The organism is Candidatus Effluviviaceae Genus I sp. (assembly GCA_016867725.1).
In the GTDB taxonomy this organism is placed as follows: Bacteria; Joyebacterota; Joyebacteria; order Joyebacterales; family Joyebacteraceae; genus VGIX01.
Map to the genome: position 1 here is coordinate 42146 of VGIX01000003.1, position 17416 is coordinate 59561.

The 17416-nt window shown below is 71.5% G+C and carries 17 protein-coding genes; all 17 read left to right on the plus strand.

Annotated features, from left to right (window positions below):
- Positions 1–5 precede the first annotated feature (5 nt).
- Positions 6–1166 (plus strand): GuaB3 family IMP dehydrogenase-related protein, encoded by a 1161-nt coding sequence (locus tag FJY74_01805; protein MBM3307045.1) that lies wholly within the window; start codon positions 6–8, stop codon positions 1164–1166.
- Between the two features lie 4 nt (positions 1167–1170).
- A complete protein-coding gene (guaA, locus tag FJY74_01810; GenBank protein MBM3307046.1) occupies positions 1171–2769 on the plus strand; it encodes a glutamine-hydrolyzing GMP synthase in 1599 nt (532 codons plus the stop codon).
- A 16-nt stretch (positions 2770–2785) separates the two neighbouring features.
- Positions 2786–4180, plus strand: a complete 1395-nt coding sequence (locus FJY74_01815; GenBank protein MBM3307047.1) for an adenylosuccinate lyase — start codon at positions 2786–2788, stop codon at positions 4178–4180.
- Positions 4177–4881 carry a phosphoribosylaminoimidazolesuccinocarboxamide synthase gene (locus FJY74_01820; protein MBM3307048.1) on the plus strand — a complete coding sequence of 235 codons (705 nt, stop codon included), beginning with the start codon at positions 4177–4179 and terminating at the stop codon, positions 4879–4881. Before FJY74_01815 ends, FJY74_01820 begins: the two co-directional genes overlap by 4 nt.
- A gap of 1 nt (position 4882) precedes the next feature.
- On the plus strand, positions 4883–6316 hold the full coding sequence (locus FJY74_01825) for an amidophosphoribosyltransferase (GenBank protein ID MBM3307049.1): 1434 nt from the start codon (positions 4883–4885) through the stop codon (positions 6314–6316).
- Positions 6313–7875, plus strand: a complete 1563-nt coding sequence (gene purH, locus FJY74_01830; GenBank protein MBM3307050.1) for a bifunctional phosphoribosylaminoimidazolecarboxamide formyltransferase/IMP cyclohydrolase — start codon at positions 6313–6315, stop codon at positions 7873–7875. Before FJY74_01825 ends, purH begins: the two co-directional genes overlap by 4 nt.
- A 15-nt stretch (positions 7876–7890) precedes the next feature.
- Positions 7891–8427: a 5-(carboxyamino)imidazole ribonucleotide mutase gene (purE, locus tag FJY74_01835; GenBank protein ID MBM3307051.1), complete on the plus strand. Its 537-nt coding sequence runs from the start codon at positions 7891–7893 to the stop codon at positions 8425–8427.
- Positions 8424–9713, plus strand: coding sequence for an adenylosuccinate synthase (locus FJY74_01840; GenBank protein ID MBM3307052.1), 1290 nt, complete (start codon positions 8424–8426; stop codon positions 9711–9713). Before purE ends, FJY74_01840 begins: the two co-directional genes overlap by 4 nt.
- 137 nt (positions 9714–9850) lie before the next feature.
- On the plus strand, positions 9851–10627 hold the full coding sequence (locus tag FJY74_01845; GenBank protein MBM3307053.1) for a GTP cyclohydrolase I FolE2: 777 nt from the start codon (positions 9851–9853) through the stop codon (positions 10625–10627).
- A 21-nt stretch (positions 10628–10648) separates the two neighbouring features.
- A complete protein-coding gene (locus FJY74_01850) occupies positions 10649–10903 on the plus strand; it encodes a translation elongation factor-like protein (protein ID MBM3307054.1) in 255 nt (84 codons plus the stop codon).
- A 16-nt stretch (positions 10904–10919) separates the two neighbouring features.
- Positions 10920–11582 carry a hypothetical protein gene (locus FJY74_01855; protein ID MBM3307055.1) on the plus strand — a complete coding sequence of 221 codons (663 nt, stop codon included), beginning with the start codon at positions 10920–10922 and terminating at the stop codon, positions 11580–11582.
- Between the two features lie 152 nt (positions 11583–11734).
- Positions 11735–12703 carry a tetratricopeptide repeat protein gene (locus FJY74_01860; GenBank protein ID MBM3307056.1) on the plus strand — a complete coding sequence of 323 codons (969 nt, stop codon included), beginning with the start codon at positions 11735–11737 and terminating at the stop codon, positions 12701–12703.
- Complete coding sequence (locus FJY74_01865) at positions 12700–14406, plus strand: tetratricopeptide repeat protein (protein ID MBM3307057.1); 1707 nt, start codon at positions 12700–12702, stop codon at positions 14404–14406. The genes FJY74_01860 and FJY74_01865 overlap by 4 nt, the downstream gene beginning before the upstream one ends.
- On the plus strand, positions 14403–15194 hold the full coding sequence (locus tag FJY74_01870; protein ID MBM3307058.1) for an ABC transporter ATP-binding protein: 792 nt from the start codon (positions 14403–14405) through the stop codon (positions 15192–15194). The genes FJY74_01865 and FJY74_01870 overlap by 4 nt, the downstream gene beginning before the upstream one ends.
- A complete protein-coding gene (locus tag FJY74_01875) occupies positions 15191–16819 on the plus strand; it encodes a hypothetical protein (protein MBM3307059.1) in 1629 nt (542 codons plus the stop codon). Before FJY74_01870 ends, FJY74_01875 begins: the two co-directional genes overlap by 4 nt.
- 85 nt (positions 16820–16904) lie before the next feature.
- Complete coding sequence (locus FJY74_01880) at positions 16905–17117, plus strand: DUF1858 domain-containing protein (protein ID MBM3307060.1); 213 nt, start codon at positions 16905–16907, stop codon at positions 17115–17117.
- Positions 17118–17134: 17 nt separating this feature from the next.
- Complete coding sequence (locus FJY74_01885) at positions 17135–17416, plus strand: hypothetical protein (protein ID MBM3307061.1); 282 nt, start codon at positions 17135–17137, stop codon at positions 17414–17416.

The window sequence follows — 17416 nt, forward strand, 5'->3', positions numbered from 1 at the left end:
ACGCGATGAGCTCGTACATTGGCCGCGGGAGGAAGGCACGGCAGACCTTCGGCTTCGATGAGGTCGCCATCGTCCCCGGGCGGGTGACCATCAACCCGGACGAGGTCGACACGACGTGGCAGCTGCGCGACCTCAGGTTCGGCGTGCCCATCCTCGCCGCGGCGATGGACGGGGTGGTGGACACGGCGATGGCCGTCGCCATGTCGAGGCTCGGGGGGCTCGCCGTGCTCAACCTCGAGGGCGTCCAGACGAGGTACGAGGCCCCGGGGACGGTGCTCGGCGAGATCGCGAGCGCTGACCCGGCCGAGGCCACGCGCCTCGTGCAGAAGCTCTACCAGCCGCCGATCAAGGAGGAGCTCGTCGCGACGCGCATCCGCGAGATCAAGAGCGGCGGCGGCGTCGCCGCGGTGTCGTCCACGCCGATCCGCGCCGCGCAGCTCGGCCGGCTTGCGGAGCAGGCGGGCGCGGACGTGTTCGTCGTCCAGTCCACGGTCGCGACGATCGACCACATCTCGACGGCGTACAAGACCCTCGACCTTCCGGCGTTCATCGACTCGATGAAGGTCCCGGTCATCGTCGGCAACTGCGTCACCTACGAGGTCGCGATGGACCTGATGGAGGCCGGCGCCGACGCGGTGCTCGTGGGCGTGGGCCCGGGCGCGGCGTGCACGACGAGAGGCGTGCTGGGCATCGGCGTCCCGCAGGTCACGGCGACCGTGGACTGCGCGGCCGCGCGCGACCTCTACCTCAAGCGCGCGGGCAAGTACGTCCCCGTCATCACGGACGGCGGCATGGACACCGGCGGCGACGTGTGCAAGGCGTTCGCCTCGGGGGCCGACGCCGTCATGATCGGCTCGGCGCTCGCGCGCGCGAAGGAGGCCCCGGGGCGCGGCTACCACTGGGGCATGGCGACCCCGCACGCGAACCTCCCGCGGGGCGCGCGGGTGAAGACGGGAACGAGCGGGACGCTCGAGGAGATCATCGTCGGCCCGGCGCGCACCGACGACGGCACGCAGAACCTCCTCGGGGCCCTCAGGACGTGCATGGGCAACGTCGGCGCGAAGAACATCCTCGAGATGCAGCAGGCCGACCTGATCATCGCCCCGTCCATCCGGTCGGAGGGCAAGCTCATGCAGCGGGCGCAGCACGTCGGGATGTGGAGGTAGCGCGATGGCGTCGGGAGCGGCGACGGTCACGGCGAAGAGCGCGCGCGGGGACTGCGCCGCGGGGACCTCGGGAAGGACGCGCGTCGTCATCCTCGACTTCGGCTCGCAGTACACCCACCTCATCGCGCGGCGCGTGCGCGAGTGCGGCGTGTACTCCGAGGTCGTGCGGTTCGACACGCCCGCCGCCGAGGTCGCCCGCAACGCCGGGGCCGTCGTGCTGTCGGGCGGGCCGTCGAGCATCTACGCGGAGGGCGCGCCGAGGCCGGACCCGGGGATCTTCCGGCTCGGCGTCCCCGTGCTCGGCATCTGCTACGGGATGCAGGCGATGGCCGAGGCGCTCGGCGGGCGGGTCATCCGCGGAACGACGCGGGAGTACGGTCCCCAGGGGTTCGAGGTCGCGGGCCGCCACCGGCTCTTCGACGGCCTCCCGGCCCGAGCGCAGGTGTGGATGAGCCACGGCGACGAGGTCGTCGCGCCGCCGGCCGGATTCGAGGTCCTCGGAAGGAGCGCGGACGGCAAGATCGCGTCGTTCGGCGACGACGGGCGCCGCCTCTACGGCCTCCAGTTCCACCCCGAGGTCGTCCACACGGAAGGGGGCGCGCGGCTCGTCGGGAACTTCGTTCACGGCATCGCCGGCATCGAGGGCGACTGGACGCCCGCCTCGTTCGTCGAGGAGGCGGTCGGAGCGATCCGCGCGACGGTCGGCGACTCGAAGGTCGTCTGCGCGCTCTCGGGCGGCGTGGACTCGTCGGTGATGTCGGTGCTCGTGCACCGGGCGATCGGCGACCGGCTCGTTCCCATCTTCGTGGACAACGGGCTCCTCAGGAAGAACGAGGAGACGGACGTCGTGGCGCGGCTCCGGGACGGGCTCGGGCTGCGCATCAGGACCGTGGACGCGCGCGACCGCTTCCTCTCGAAGCTCGCCGGCGTCGTCGATCCCGAGGCGAAGCGGAAGATCATCGGCACCGAGTTCATCCGCGTGTTCGAGGAGGAGGCGAGGAGCCTGGGCGGCGTCCGGTTCCTCGCGCAGGGCACGCTCTACCCGGACGTCATCGAGAGCGTGTCGGTCAAGGGGCCGTCGGCGACGATCAAGAGCCACCACAACGTGGGCGGGCTCCCGGAGCGGATGGACCTCGAGCTCATCGAGCCCCTGAAGACGCTCTTCAAGGACGAGGTGCGAAGCGTCGGCCGCGAGCTGGGGATCGACGCGGACATCCTGCGGCGGCACCCGTTCCCCGGGCCCGGGCTCGCGGTCCGCATCCTCGGCGACGTCACGGCCGGGCGCGTGGCGACCCTTCAGGAGGCCGACGCGATCGCGCTCGAGGAGATCCGCCGCGCCGGCCTCTACGACAGCATCTGGCAGGCCTTCGTGGTGCTCCTGCCCGTGCAGAGCGTCGGCGTCATGGGCGACGAGCGCACGTACGAGGACGTCGTGGCCGTGCGCGCGGTGGACTCCCTCGACGGCATGACGGCGCACTGGTACCCGATGCCGCACGACGTGCTCGAGCGGATCTCGGCCCGCATCATCAACGAGGTCCGCGGCGTGAACCGGGTGTGCTACGACGTGAGCTCGAAGCCGCCCTCGACGATCGAGTGGGAGTAGGGGGGAGGAGGAGCGCGTGATCGACAGGTACTCGACGCCCGAGATGACGGCCGTCTGGGACGAGCGCGTGAAGCTCGCGCTGTGGGTGAAGATCGAGGTCGAGGCCGCGCGCGCGATGGCCGACATCGGCCGCATCCCGCGCAGGGCGGCGGCGACCATCGGGAAGAAGGCCTCGGTGAGCATCGAGCGCATGCGCGAGATCGAGCAGGAGACGCACCACGACGTGATCGCGTTCATCTCCGCGCTCTCGGAGGAGATCGGGCCGGACTCGAAGTACCTCCATCTCGGGATGACGTCGTCCGACGTCCTCGACACGGCCACGGCCGCTCAGATCATGCGCTCCGGCGTGCTCGTCCTCGAGGCGCTCGACGGGGTCACCGCGTCCGTGGCGAGGCTCGCAGCCGAGCACGCGGACACGCCGATCGTCGGCCGCACGCACGGCGTGCACGCCGAACCGATGTCGCTCGGGCTTAAGTTCGCGCTCTGGTGGGACGAGCTCACGCGCGCCGGCGACAGCCTGGCCCTCGCCGTGGGCGAGGCGTCGGTCGGCAAGCTCTCGGGCGCGGTGGGGACCTACGCGAATGTGGACCCGCGCGTCGAGGAGCGCGTCTGCCGCGCGCTCGGCCTTCGGCCGGCGGGCGTCTCGAGCCAGATCGTCCCGCGGGACCGCCACGCGCGCTACCTCTTCGCGCTCGCGCTCCTCGGCAGCGTCATCGCGCGCCAGGCGCTCGAGATCAGGCTCCTCGCGCGCACTGAGGCGTCCGAGATCATGGAGGGGTTCGCGCGGAAGCAGAAGGGCTCGTCGGCGATGCCGCACAAGAGGAACCCGGTGAAGTGCGAGCAGCTCTGCGGGCTCGCGCGGCTCCTGCGCGCCAACGCGATCGCCGGGCTCGAGAACGTCGAGCTGTGGCACGAGCGGGACATCTCGCACTCGTCGGTGGAGCGCGTGATCCTGCCCGACAGCTCGATCGCGGCGCACTACATGGTCGTGAAGTTCCGCGGCATCGTGGACTCGCTCGAGGTGCGGCCCGACCGGATGCTCGAGAACCTGGGCTCGTCCCGCGGGCTCGTCTTCTCGGGCACGGTGCTCACGGCGCTCATCGACGCGGGCATGACGAGGGAGAAGGCGTACGAGCGCGTGCAGGCGGCGTCCATGCGGGCAAGGAGGGAGGGCGCCGCGCTCAGGGACGTGCTCGCGGAGGACGCCGAGGTCGTGCGGGCGCTGGGGAAGACGCTCGACGACGCGTTCGACCTCGGCAGGCACCTCGCGCACGCGCGGACGGTCCTCGAACGGCTGGGGATCGTCGGGCCGGCGCGGGGACGGAAGGCGGCGGCACGGAAGAAGGGCGCGGGGAAGGCGAGGAGCGGGCGAACGGCAACCCGGAACGGAGAAAGGAGCGCGAGATCGTGAAGAAGCTGGAGAGGCTCTACGAGGGCAAGGCGAAGATCCTGTGGACGACGGACTCGCCGGAGCACATGGTCCAGGAGTTCAAGGACGACGCGACCGCGTTCGACGGAACGAAGCACGCGGTGGTCGAGGGCAAGGGGCGGTTCAACAACGCCATCTCGTCGCGCCTGTTCGAGATGCTCCGCGACGAGGGGATCCGCACGCACTTCGTGCGGAAGCTCTCCGAGCGCGAGATGCTCGTCGAGCGCCTCAAGATGCTCCCCGTCGAGGTCGTCGTCAGGAACGCGGCGGCGGGCTCCATCGTGAAGAAGCTCGGGGCGACCGAGGGCATGCGGTTCGACCCGCCGCTCGTCGAGTTCTTCCTCAAGAACGACGCGCTGCACGACCCGCTCATCACGGACGACCACATCCGCGCGTTCGGGCTCGCGCCGGAGGGGATGCCGCGGGAGATGCGGAAGCGGGCGCTTCAGGTCAACGACGTGCTCAGGCGCTTCCTCGCGGGGCGCGGCGTGGACCTCGTGGACTTCAAGCTCGAGTTCGGCCTGAAGGGCGGCGAGCTCGTGCTGGGCGACGAGGTGTCCCCGGACACCTGCCGGCTCCGCGACGCGGCGACGGGGAGGATCATGGACAAGGACAGGTTCCGGCAGGACCTCGGCGGGTTCATGGAGGCCTACGGCGAGGTTCTGGACCGGGTAACCCAGTGAGGTGACACCCGTGTTCCACGAGGAGTGCGGGATCTTCGGTGTCTCCGGCAACTGCGACGCGGCGCGGCTCTCGTACCTCGGGCTCTACGCGCTCCAGCACCGCGGGCAGGAGAGCGCGGGCATCGTCACGTGGGACGGCGACACGGCGTTCCAGCACCGCGCGATGGGGCTCGTCAACAGCGTGTTCGACGAGACGGTGCTGGACCTCCTCCCGGGCCACGTGGCGATCGGCCACGTGCGCTACTCCACGACCGGGCAGAGCCGACTCATGAACGCGCAGCCCATCCTCGTGCGGTTCCGCGGCGGGTCGCTGGCGGCCGCGCACAACGGCAATCTCGTGGACGCCGACCGGCTGCGCTCGACGCTCGAGGCGGGCGGGGCCGTCTTCCGGACGACGACCGACACGGAGACGATCCTCCATCTCATCGCGCGGGCCTACTCGAAGAAGCCCGGCCGCTCGCTGGGCGAGCTGCCGTCGGTCCTCTCCGACGCGCTCGCGGGGGTGCAGGGGGCCTACTCCGTGCTCCTCATGATCGACGGGACGCTCGTGGCGGTGCGCGACCCGCGCGGCTATCGGCCGCTCTGTTTCGGCGCGCTCGGGAGCGGCGGCTGGGCGGTCGCGTCCGAGAGCTGCGCGCTCGACATCGTGGGCGCGAAGCTCGAGCGCGAGATCGCGCCGGGCGAGATCGTCGTGTTCGATCCGGCGAGCGGCCCGCGCGCGTTCCCGCTCGCCGCGGAACGAAGCCCCGAGAGCTTCTGCGTCTTCGAGTACATCTACTTCCTGCGGCCCGACTCGGTGGTTCGCGGCGTCTCGGTCGACGGCGTCAGGCGCGCGCTCGGGCGGCGGCTCGCGAAGGAGCACCCGGCCGACGCGGACGTCGTGATCGCCGTCCCGGACTCGAGCAACTCGGCGGCGATGGGCTTCAGCGAGGGGAGCGGGATCCCGCTCGAGATCGGGCTCATCAGGAACCACTACATCGGTCGCACGTTCATCCACCCGAAGCAGTCGCTCCGCGACCTCAGGGTGAGGATCAAGTACAACCCCGTCGCCGACACGCTCGCCCGCCGCCGCGTGGTCGTCGTGGACGACTCCATCGTGCGCGGCACGACCAGCCGGAAGCTCATGAGGATGATCCGGGACGCCGGCGCGCGCGAGGTGCACCTGCGCGTCGCCTCCCCGCCGATACGCTTCCCCTGCTTCTACGGCATCGACACGCCGACGAAGGGCGAGCTGATCGCGGCCTCGAAGGAAATCGAGGAGATCGCGCGCTTCATCGGCGTGGACTCCCTGGGCTACGTGTCGTTCGAGGGGCTTCTCGCGTCGTCGCCGCCTCCGCGGGAGTCCTACTGCGTCGCGTGCTTCGACGGAAGCTACCCGCACGAGTGCATTCTGGACTCGCTGGGCGGCCGCGCGCCGGAGAAAGGAAGGCCATGAAGGTCAAGCGAGCCCTCGTCAGCGTCTCGAACAAGGACGGCATCGTCGAGTTCGCCGGCAGGCTCTCGGAGCTCGGCATCGAGATCGTCTCCACCGGCGGAACGTCGAGGTCGCTCGCGACCTGCGGGGTCGCCTGCCGCGAGGTGTCGGACCTCACGGGCGCTCCCGAGATCCTGAACGGCCGGGTGAAGACGCTGCACCCCAGGATCCACGGCGCGATCCTGTGCCAGCCGGAGAAGCCGTCCCACGCGGCGACGCTCGAGGCGCAAGGCATCGAGCGGATCGACATGGTCGTCGTGAACCTCTACCCGTTCCAGAAGGTCGCCGCCGCGGGGGCCGCGCTCGATGAGGCCCTCGAGCAGATCGACATCGGCGGGGTCGCGCTCCTGCGCGCCGCGTCGAAGAACTTCGCCAACGTGGTCGTCGTGAGCTCGCCCGAGCAGTACCCGTGGGTCGCCGCGCTCCTCGCCGAGCACGGCGACGTGCCCGAGCACGCGAGGCGGAGGCTCGCCGTCGAGGCGTTCGCCGTCACGCGCGACTACGACCGGGCGATCCACCGGTATCTTGCGACGGAGTCCGAGTCCTCCGTGGACCTGCCCGCGTGTCTCGCCCTCGACTACGAGAAGGTCCAGGAGCTCCGGTACGGCGAGAACCCGCACCAGCGCGCGGCGCTCTACACGTCGCTCGGACAGACGCAGGCGCCGAGCGTCGTCGGCGCGGAGCAGCTGTCGGGGAAGGAGCTCTCGTACAACAACTACCTCGACCTCGACGCGGCGCTCGCCATCGTGCGCGAGTTCCAGGACCCGGCAGCGGCCATCCTCAAGCACGCCACGCCGTGCGGCGTCGCGATGGCGCCGACGCCGTCGAAGGCCTACGAGCGGGCGCTCGCGTGCGACCCGGTGTCCGCGTTCGGATGCGTCATCGCCGTGAACCGCAGCGTGGACCAGCGCCTGGCCGAGCTCATCCACGAGACGCACTTCGTCGAGGCCGTCATCGCGCCCGACTACTACCGGAGCGCGCTCGATCTCATGACGAAGAAGCAGAACCGGAGGATCCTGCGCGCGACGTTCCCGGACCTCACGCACTACGCGCCGAGACCCGAGCGGCAGGTGCGGTCGCTCGTCGGCGGCGGCCTCCTCGTCCAGGACCTCGACACGGAGACCCTCAGCCAGGAAGATCTGCGCGTCGTCTCGGAGCGCAAGCCCACGAAGCAGGAGCTCGACTCGCTCATCTTCGCCTGGCGCGTCGTGAAGCACGTTCGCTCGAACGCCATCGTGATCGCCCGCGACACCGAGACGGTCGGCATCGGCTCGGGGCAGATGAGCAGGGTGGACTCGAGCGTGCTCGCCGTGTGGAAGGCGGGGGAGAGGGTGAAGGGAAGCGTGATGGCGTCCGACGGGTTCTTCCCGATGCGCGACGCCGTCGATGCCGCGGCCGAGGCGGGCGTGACGGCGATCATCCAGCCGGGCGGGTCGAAGGGCGACGACGACTCCATCCTGGCCGCCAACGAACGCAACGTCGCGATGGTGATGACCGGGCGGAGGCACTTCCGACACTAGGACCGGGAGGGACGCATGGAGGGCAGCAGGCGGCCGCTGGTCGCCGTTCTCATGGGGAGCGACTCGGACCTTCCGGTGATGCGCGAGGCGGAACAGGCGCTCGCGGAGTTCGGCATCCCGTTCGTCACGCGCATCACGTCCGCGCACCGCGCCCTCCGGCGGACGGTCGAGCTCGTCGAGACGCTCGAGGCCGACGGCGTCGAGGTGTTCGTCGTGGGCGCCGGCCTCGCCGCGCACCTCGCCGGCGTCGTGGCCGGCGTCAGCACGCGCCCCGTCATAGGCGTCCCGCTGGAGGGAGGGAGCCTCCGCGGGTTCGACGCGCTCTGCTCGACGGTGCAGATGCCGTCGGGCGTCCCGGTGGCGACGATGGCCATCGGGAAGGCCGGCGCGAAGAACGCCGGGATCCTCGCGGCGGAGATCCTCGCCGTCGGCCGGCCTGACCTGAGGGAGCGCCTGCGGGCCTTCAAGGACTCCCTCCTGCGGGCGGTCGAGCGGAAGGACGCGGAGCTCGGGGGAGGCGGCGCGAGGTCCGGGAAGGAGCGCGCGGGATGAGCGGGCTCGTTCTCATCGGCGCCCAGTGGGGCGACGAGGGCAAGGGGAAGATCACCAACTACCTCGCCGAGCGCGCCGACATGGTCGTGAGGTTCCAGGGCGGGGCCAACGCGGGCCACACGGTGGCGGTCGGCGACCGCACCGTCGTGTTCCATCTGCTCCCGTCGGGCATCTCGCGGCCGCGGGCGACGTGCGTGATCGGCCCGGGCGTCGTGCTCGACCCCCTCGGCCTCGTGGCCGAGATCGACACCGTGTCGGCCCAGGGCATCGCCGTCGGAAGGAACCTGCTCGTGGACGTCGGGGCGCACCTCGTGCTGCCGTACCACAAGGCGGTCGAGGCCGCCGAGGAGGCGGCGCGCGGGGCGGGGGCCATCGGGACGACGCACCGCGGCATTGGACCGGCGTACGCGGACCGCTGCACGAGGGAGGGCATCCGGGCCGGCGAGCTCGCGCGCTTCGACCGGTTCCGCGAGCTCTTCGAGCAGAACGCCGCGCGGCGCAACGAGCTCCTGGTGAAGTTCCACGGCGCGCCGCCGGTGGACGTCGCCGCGGAGCTCGCTCGGCTCGAGGCGGCGGCGGCGCGCATCGCGCCGCACCTTGCGGACACGCCGCCGCTCGTGAGAAGCGCGCTCTCCGAGGGGAAGAAGGTGCTGTTCGAGGGCGCGCAGGGCTCGCTCCTCGACGTCGCGTTCGGGACGTACCCGTTCGTGACGTCCTCGCACACGACGGCGGCCGGCGTCGCGGCCGGGGCGGGCGTGCCGCCCTCGGCGGCCGGCGACGTCGTCGGCGTGGCCAAGGCGTACACGACGCGCGTGGGGGCGGGGCCGTTCCCGACGGAGGCCGAGGGCCCGGCCGCCGAGCTCATCCGGGAGCGGGGCGCGGAGCGAGGCGCGACGACCGGAAGGCCTCGGCGGTGCGGGTGGTTCGACGCGGTGGCCGTGCGGCACTCGGCCGAGCTCTCCGGCATGGGGCGGATCGTGCTCACGAAGCTCGACGTGCTTGACGCCTTCGAGCGCATTCCGGTCTGCGTCGCGTACGAGATCGACGGGCGCCGGGTCGAGCGCTTCCCGCGCTCGACCGACGACGTCGCGCGGGCCAGGCCCATCTTCGAGGACGCGCCCGGATGGAAGCGCAGCACGCGCGACGCCCGCGCGACGCGCGACCTCCCGGCTGCGGCGCTCGAGTACGTCAGGCGCATCGAGCGCCTCTGCGGCGTTCCGGTCGCCGCGGTCTCCGTCGGCGCCGCCGCGCACGCCATCGTGGAGTTCCAGTCCACGCTCCCGTAGGAGAGGGGCGACGACCGCTCCGGCGCGGGGCTCGCGCGGGCGCGCCCACTTCGATGAGCAATGCGGGCTCCTTGACGGACCCGCCGGGCGGGTCTAGAATGGCCCCGCTCGGCAGGTCCGGCCCAAGGGGGGACCGCATGCGGGACATCCAGGACCAGGAGGAGACGAGGGGCATCGGCCTGGACCAGGTCGGCCTCGCGCGCCTTGCGATCCCGATCCGCGTGCTCGACCGTGACGGGCGGGCACGCGAGGCGACGGCGACGGTCAGCGTGTTCGTCGCGCTCCCGGCCGGCGCCCGCGCGGTTCACATGAGCCGCTTCCTCGAGGCGCTCGCTGGAAGCGCCGAGCCGCTCGACCGCGACGTCGTGCGGGAGCTCCTCGCGAACCTGCGGTCCAGGCATGACGCCCCCGGCGCCGGGATCGAGATGGACTTCCCCTTCTCCGTCACGAAGACAGCACCCACCACGGGCAGCTCGAGCGCCCTTGTCTGCCGAGCCACCGTGAAGGCCTCGCTTGCGGACTCCTTCCGCTACGCCGTCGGCGTCCGCGTGCCGGTCATGATGGTCTGCCCGTGCTCCGTGGGCGCCGCGGGACGCGCGGGACTGGCGCAGCGGGGGTACGTGTCGGTATCGGTCGAGGCCGACCGCGCCGTCCGCTTCGAGGACCTCGTGGACCTCGTCGAGTCGTGCGCGAGCGCGCCGGTGCGCGCCCTCCTCAAGGCCGCCGACGAGCGCGCCCTCCTCGAGTCCGCCGTCAGCCGTCCGTTCTTCGTCGAGGACATCGTGCGGAACGTGACGCAGGTGCTCGAGGCCGATCCGTCCGTCGACTGGTACAGCGTGGAAGCCGAGAACCTCGAAGGAGCCCACGACCACAGCACGTTCGCGTCCCGCGAGCACCGCCGCGCGGCGGGCTGAGCGGGAAACAGGAGGTGCGCCATGGAGAAGAAGCAGATCGGAAGGGTGTCCCACTACTTCGGAGGGCCGGGCGTAGCGGCCATCGAGCTCTCCGACCGGCTCGCGGTGGGCGACAGGATCTCGATCGTGGGCCACACCACCGACGTCGAGATGGTGGTCGAGTCGATGCAGATCGAGCACGCGGCCGTCCAGGAGGCGGGCCGGGGCGACAGCATCGGCATCAAGGTCCCGCAGAAGGTCCGCGAGCACGACGCGGTCTTCAAGGTCACCGGGTGAGCGCGAGGCGGAGCGCGTGACGACGCTCACGGCGGCCGCGATCTCGCTCGCGACGCGGCTTCATGCGCCCGATGGCGGGCGGCGCGCCGACGACGAGGCGGCGCGGGAGCTGAAGGGCGCGGCGCGCGCCTTCGCCTTGCGCTGGCCCGGCGCGCTCTCCGGCGCGCCCACCGTGACGAGCGACGGGGCGCTCGCGCTCCAGATGACGAGCGCGGCGGCGCTCGTTGACGCGATGCTGTCGCTGGCCGCGTCGCTCCGCGACGACCGCCCGACCTTCTGCGGAGCCGTCGTCAGACTCCAGCGCCCCGCGGAGGCCGTCGAAATGAGGCTCGTCGCGCAGAGCGACGCCTTCGAACGGGCGCTCGCCGGGCTGCCGGAGTCGGACCCGCGCGGGCCGCGCGTCGTCATGCTCCTGCCGGACCCTGACCCCGTCCTCGGAGCGCTGCTCGATCTCCTCCTGAGCGCGCACGACGAGATGACCGCGCGGCAGCGTCAGGTCGTGTCCCTCGTCAGAGAGAGCGAGACCCAGCAGGCCGTCGCCCGCCACCTGAACGTCTCGCGCCAGGCCGTCAACCAGAGCCTCGCGGCTGCCGGCTGGCCGCTGCTTCTGCACGCCGAGTCCGTGGTCAGGGCACGCCTCGAACGCGCGGCGGGGAAGACCCCGCTGGCGGAGTTGTAAAGCCCATGCTATTGACTTTGGCCTCCAGAATACGCCGTCGGGGTGGCTCTTTTCGGGCGTCCGGGCCCGGGCAGCCATCCGCAGCAAACGGCCCGCAGAAGCGGTTTTCGGGGCCTTCCCGGGGCTGTGAGAGAGGCTGTGGGCGCCTGCGCATGCTCGCGGGGTCCCTGACGGCGGCCCTTCTGTGGGGCGTCGTTGCCGGGCTGGCGGGCGCCGCCGACCCGTCGGCGGCCGCGCTCGTGGTCCGCGGCGTCCAGGACTACCGCGCGCGCGCGATGCGGTCGGGAACCGAGCAGCTCGAGCGGGCCGTCGCGCTGCGCCCGGGGTGGAGCACGGCGCGCGCGTCGCTTGCGACGGCGCTGTTCAGGAACGGAGCCGCGGGCAGCGCGGTCGAGCAGTTCGAGGCTCTCATCGGGGTCGGCACGGCGCGAGACCTCGCGTCGGGCGCTCTTCAGAGCGCCGCGCTCCAGGGCCCCGTCGACCCGAACCACGTGCTGGGACTGGCGATGTCCCTGCAGCAGCTCGGCAGGACGCGCGAGGCGGAGCGCCTCTACAGGTGCGCGGCGGATCTCCTGGGGCCGACCTCGAAGGAGTCGGGGCGGGCGTACTTCCTCCTGGCGCAGATGCTGAGCGAGCGCGGCCTGCCGTGGAGCGATCATGAGGCGGAGCTTGCGAAGGCGCTCGCTGTCGACGCAGGCGTGGCGGGGCGCGACGTGCTCCCGCCCTTTCCCGACCTTGCCGCCGACCCCGAGCTCGAGCCGTACACGTGGCCCGTGACCGCAGCCCGCGCCGACTCGAGCCGCTCGGCGCCGGAGACGCTGCCGCGTCTCGCCGAGTGGCCGCCGGCGGTCGAGCGCGCGGCGCCGGCGTTCACCGGGGCCGTCACCGTCGAAGCGCTCGTGCTGCCCGACGGCAGCGTCGGGGGGGCGGAGGTCGTCGCCCCGGCGGAGGTGTCCGAGGAGCTGCGGGAGGCCGCGGTCAGGGCGGTGAGCGCGGCGCGCTTCGACCCGGCTCTCGGGGCTGACGGGTTCCCGATGGACGCCTGGGTCGCGATCGCCGTTCCGGGCCGCGTCATCTCGGGCGAGCCGCCGTCGGAGCCCGGTCACCGGGAGACGCCGTGAGCGGCGCCGGGGGCAGCTCGCCGAGCGGCGCGGGCGCAGAGGCGATGGGGCGGCGCGACTGGCTCGCCGTGGCCTGCGCTCTCGCGGTCGCAGCCGTGCTTCGCATCGTCTTCCTGCGTGAGACGGCCGCCCATCCGCTGTACCAGGCGCTCACCGGAGACCCGGCGCTCTATCACAGACAGGCGCTCGACGTCCTCGGCGGCAGGCCGGCGCCGGATCACGCGTACTTCCACTCAAGCCCGCTGTACCCGTTCGTGCTCGCCGCGCTCCTCCGCATCGGCGGAGGCAGCCTGACGGCAGTGCGTGCGGTGCAGTCGGCGGTCGGCATCGGCACGGTGCTCCTCATCGCGCGACTCGCGGCGGCGGCCTTCGGGCGGCGCGCCGCGGTCGCGGCGGCGTGGCTCGCCGCGCTCTACGTCCCCTTCATCTTCTTCGAGAGCGAGGTCCTCGAGATCGCGTGGGTGCTGGCATTCGTGACGGGGATGCTGCTCCTGCTCGCCCGGCGGCGCTCAGCGCTCACGACGGCCGCGGCAGCCGCGGCGGGGGCCCTGCTCGGCCTCGCCTCGCTCGGCAAGCCCAACCTGCTGCTCTTCGCGCCCGTCGGGTCGGCCCTCATCATGGCCGGCGCGATGGCCGGCGAGCGGGAAGCACCGCCCCGGGCGGAGCGGCAGGAGGCATGGGGCCGCCGCGCCGCCCCGGCGGTCGTCTTCTTCGTCGTCACGGGCCTCATGATCCTCCCGGCCACCGTCCACAACCTCAGGACGTCGGGCGACCTCATCCCCGTGTCGTCGAACGGCGGGATCAACCTGTACATCGGCAACCACGCGGGGGCGTCCGGGATGTTCCAGGTGCCGCCGGAGATGCGCCTCGACCTGCTCGGGTCCTCGACGAGGGCGGCGGAGCGCGAGGCCGGACGCCGGCTCTCGGCCGGGGAGGTGTCGGACCACTGGGCACGCAAGGCGTTCGCGTACATGAGGTCGCAGCCGGGCTCGTGGCTCGCGCTCATGGCGAGGAAGACCGCGCTCTTCTGGAACGCGTACGAGATCCCCAACCACTACCACTTCTACTTCGTGCGCGGGTTCGCGCCGGTGCTTCGCATTCCGCTGTCCACGTTCGGCGTCGTGGCGCCGCTCGGCCTGCTCGGGCTGTGTCTCGCGGCCGGCCGCAGAAGGCCCCACGCGCCGCTCCTCATCGCGTATGGCGCGACGTTCATGGTCTCGGTCGTGCTCTTCTTCATCACGGCGAGATACCGGCTCGCCGTCGCGCCGGTCCTGCTCGCCGCGGCCGGGTACGCGCTCACCGAGCTGTGGGCGTTCGCCCGCGAGGCGAAGTGGCGCTCGCTCGCGGGCGCGGGGGCGGTCCTCGCCGCGCTGGCCGTCGGCGTGAACGTCCCGATGGTCGAGTTCGGCTTCGCGCAGATGCACAACACGGTCGGCGCCATCCTTGGCGACCGGGGAGACTACGTCGGCGCGGCAACGGAGTTCCGGAGGGCCGTCGGGGAGGACCCGGACAACATCTCGGCCCACTACAACCTGGGCGTCGCCCTCGTCGAGACAGGAGACCTGGAGGAGGCCGCTCGGGCCTTCGAGCGAGCGACGCGGCTCTATCCGGGCTACCGGGAGGCCCGGGCCGCGCTCGCCGCGACGCTCGAGCGCATCGAACGAGCGCGCGAGGCGGACGGGAGCGAACGGAGGAGCGAATGAGCGTCGGCGACGGCGCGATCGTCTTCAAGGACCTCGCGAAGACCTACGGCGACGTGCGGGCCGTGAAGGGCGTGAACCTCGTCATCCCTCGGGGCCAGATCTGCGGCTACCTGGGACCGAACGGGGCGGGGAAGTCGACGACCGTCAAGATGGCTACCGGCATGATCCGCCCGACGAGCGGAACGGCCGTCGTCGACGGCTTCGACATCGCCGCCGAGCCCATCGAGGCGAAGCGCCGCATCGGCGTGGTCCCCGAGACCGGGGCCCTGTACGAGAGCCTTACGGCGCGGGAGTACCTCACGCTCGTCGGGAGGCTCTACCACGTGCCGCCCCACGAGGCCGCCGAGAAGATCTCGTCATTCCTCAGGCTCTTCGGGATCGCCGACGTCCAGGACCGCGTGATGAGCTCGTACTCGAAGGGCATGAAGCAGCGCGTGCTCATCTCCGCGGCGCTCATCCACAACCCCAGCGTGCTCTTCCTCGACGAGCCGCTTTCGGGCCTCGACGCGAACACCGCGCTCGTCCTCAAGGAGCTGCTCCGGGAGCTGGCGGCGCAGGGGAAGACCGTCTTCTACTGCTCGCACGTCCTCGAGGTCGTCGAGAAGGTGTGCCACCGGGTGGTCATCCTCAGCCACGGGGAGGTCATCGCGGACGGCAACGTCGAGGAGCTCAAGCACCTGACGAGTCGGGAGTCCCTCGAGGACGTGTTCAGCCGGCTCACGTCGGCGGGCGACCTCGCGGAGATCGTGAGGGCGTTCTCGGAGAGCGTGCGAGGGGGGCGGCCGTGAACGCTGCGCCGGCCGGGACCGTGGACTGGCGTCAGGTGAGGGCGCTCGTGGTGGCCGCGGTGAAGTGCGACCTCCGCACGTCGCGCGGCGGATACGGCAGCCACCGGGTCCCGCCTCTGATCCTGGCGCTCGCCGTCTACCTCCTGATGGGCACCTTCCTGTCGCTCGCGGTCCTCGCCGCGCGGGACCCGTTCGTCATCGCCCTCTTCACGCTGTCCGCCGCGCTCTTCATGACGGCACTCTCCGTCATCATGGACCACGGGATCGTGGTCGTGAGCCCGGAGGACTACGACGTCATCTCCTTCAGACCCGTCTCCTCCAGGACGTACTTCTGGGCCAAGATGGGGAACCTCCTCTTCTACACCGGAGCGACGGCGACGGCGCTCGCAGGGCCGACGGCGGTGATGGGGAGCCTCGCGCTGCCCGGCGGCGCGCGGTTCGGCTTCTCGTACCTCGCGCTGGCGCTTCTCGGGTGCACCGCGGCCGCGGCGTTCATCGTCGTCGCGTATTCCGCGGCCCTCAAGGTCGTGAGCTACGGCCGTCTCACCGCGGCGATGACGTACGTGCACATGGGGGCGACGCTCGTCCTCACGCTCGGTTACGTGTTCCTGCCGCAGCTCGTCGGAAGGGATGTCGGGCTCCTAGCGGTCCGGCGAGGCGCGTGGATGTACTGGGCGCCGCCGGCGTGGTTCGCCGGTGGCGTGGGACTCCTGTCCGGCGGGGGAGTGGCTGGGGACGGCGCGCTGCTCGCCCTCGCGCTCGCGTCCTCCGCGCTTGCGTTCGCCGCCGCGTCGCGGACGGTCTCGAACGACTACTCGCGGAGGATCAGCGAGCTCGCGCTCGAGGCCCCGCCCGCGCAGTCCGGCCGCGGAGGGCTCGCGCGCGCGACCTCCTGGCTGTCCGCGTACGGCCTCGTCTTCTGTCGCTCGAGCGCGGAGAGGGCCGGGTACGAGCTCATGCGGGCGTACATGACACGAGACAGAAAACTGCGCTCGCGGATCTACCCGGCGTTCGGGCTGCCGCTCGCCGCGTACGTGTACGGCCTGGCGAGCGGGTCCTTCCGCACGCCGCCCTCCGGAGCCGAGCGCATGGACGTGCTCACGATCCTCGGGCTCTACTGCGTGTTCGTCAGCTTCTTCTTCACGTCGGCCATGGGGATGTCCGAGCACTGGCGCGCGAGCTGGGTGTTCCACGCGGCGCCGCTCAGGAGACGCTCCGAGCTGCTCGTCGGCGCGAGGAAGCTGGTGCTGCTGGGGTACATCCTGCCGTTCTTCGCGCTGCTGTTCCTGCTGCTCGCGGCGGCGATGCCGCTCCGGGCGCTGGCGCCCTACTGGGCGCTGGTGCTCCTGTCGTCGCTGCTCGCGTTCGCGCTGCTCTCGTTCGGCGCGCCGCATCATCCGCTCTCGCAGTCGGTCGAGCGGGCCAGTCGCACGGCGCAGCTCGGGCTCATCGTCGTGTTCGGCGCGCTCATGGCGGTCATCGCGGCGGCGAGACGGGCGATGACGGAGACGCCGCTGGCCGGGGTCATCGTGCTGGCCGTCTTCGCGCTCGCGGTCGTGGGAGCCGAAGCGGTGCTGCGCGGCAGACTCGAGAAACGGCTTGCGGAGCAGGAGTTCCTCGGCTAGCTTGTCTCTGGTGCTGGGGGGGACGGAGGCCCCGCGCAGCATCTAGCCGCCCGGGATCGCGACGGACTCAACAGAAAGGACCACGATGCCCGACACGGTGACGAAGAGCATGTCGATCGGTGAGATCGTCCAGAAGCACCCGGAGACCGTCCCGGTGTTCATGAAGCACGGGCTGCACTGCCTGGGCTGCGCGATCGCCTCGTTCGAGTCGCTCGAGCAGGGAGCTCAGGCCCATGGAATCGATGCGGATGCTCTGGTGAAGGGACTCAACGAAGCGATCGTGGGCGACGGCAAGTAGCGGAGGGGGAGACGGCGATGAAGCTGGACGACTTCAAGGTCTGGATCGACGAGCACGAAGGCTGGGAGTACGAGGCCGACGACCGCGGGCTCCTGGTCCGCAATGCCGACCTCGGGACGGCCACGCACTGCACGTTCGAGGCGATCGAGAAGAACCCGATCGAGACCATCACCTCGGCCTGCACGCAGGGCCGCGACGTGGACCACATCACGCGCGTGACGGGGTACTTCTCGAAGACGAGCGGATGGAACAAGGGCAAGACCGCGGAGCTCCGGGACCGTCACAGAAGCGACGTCTAG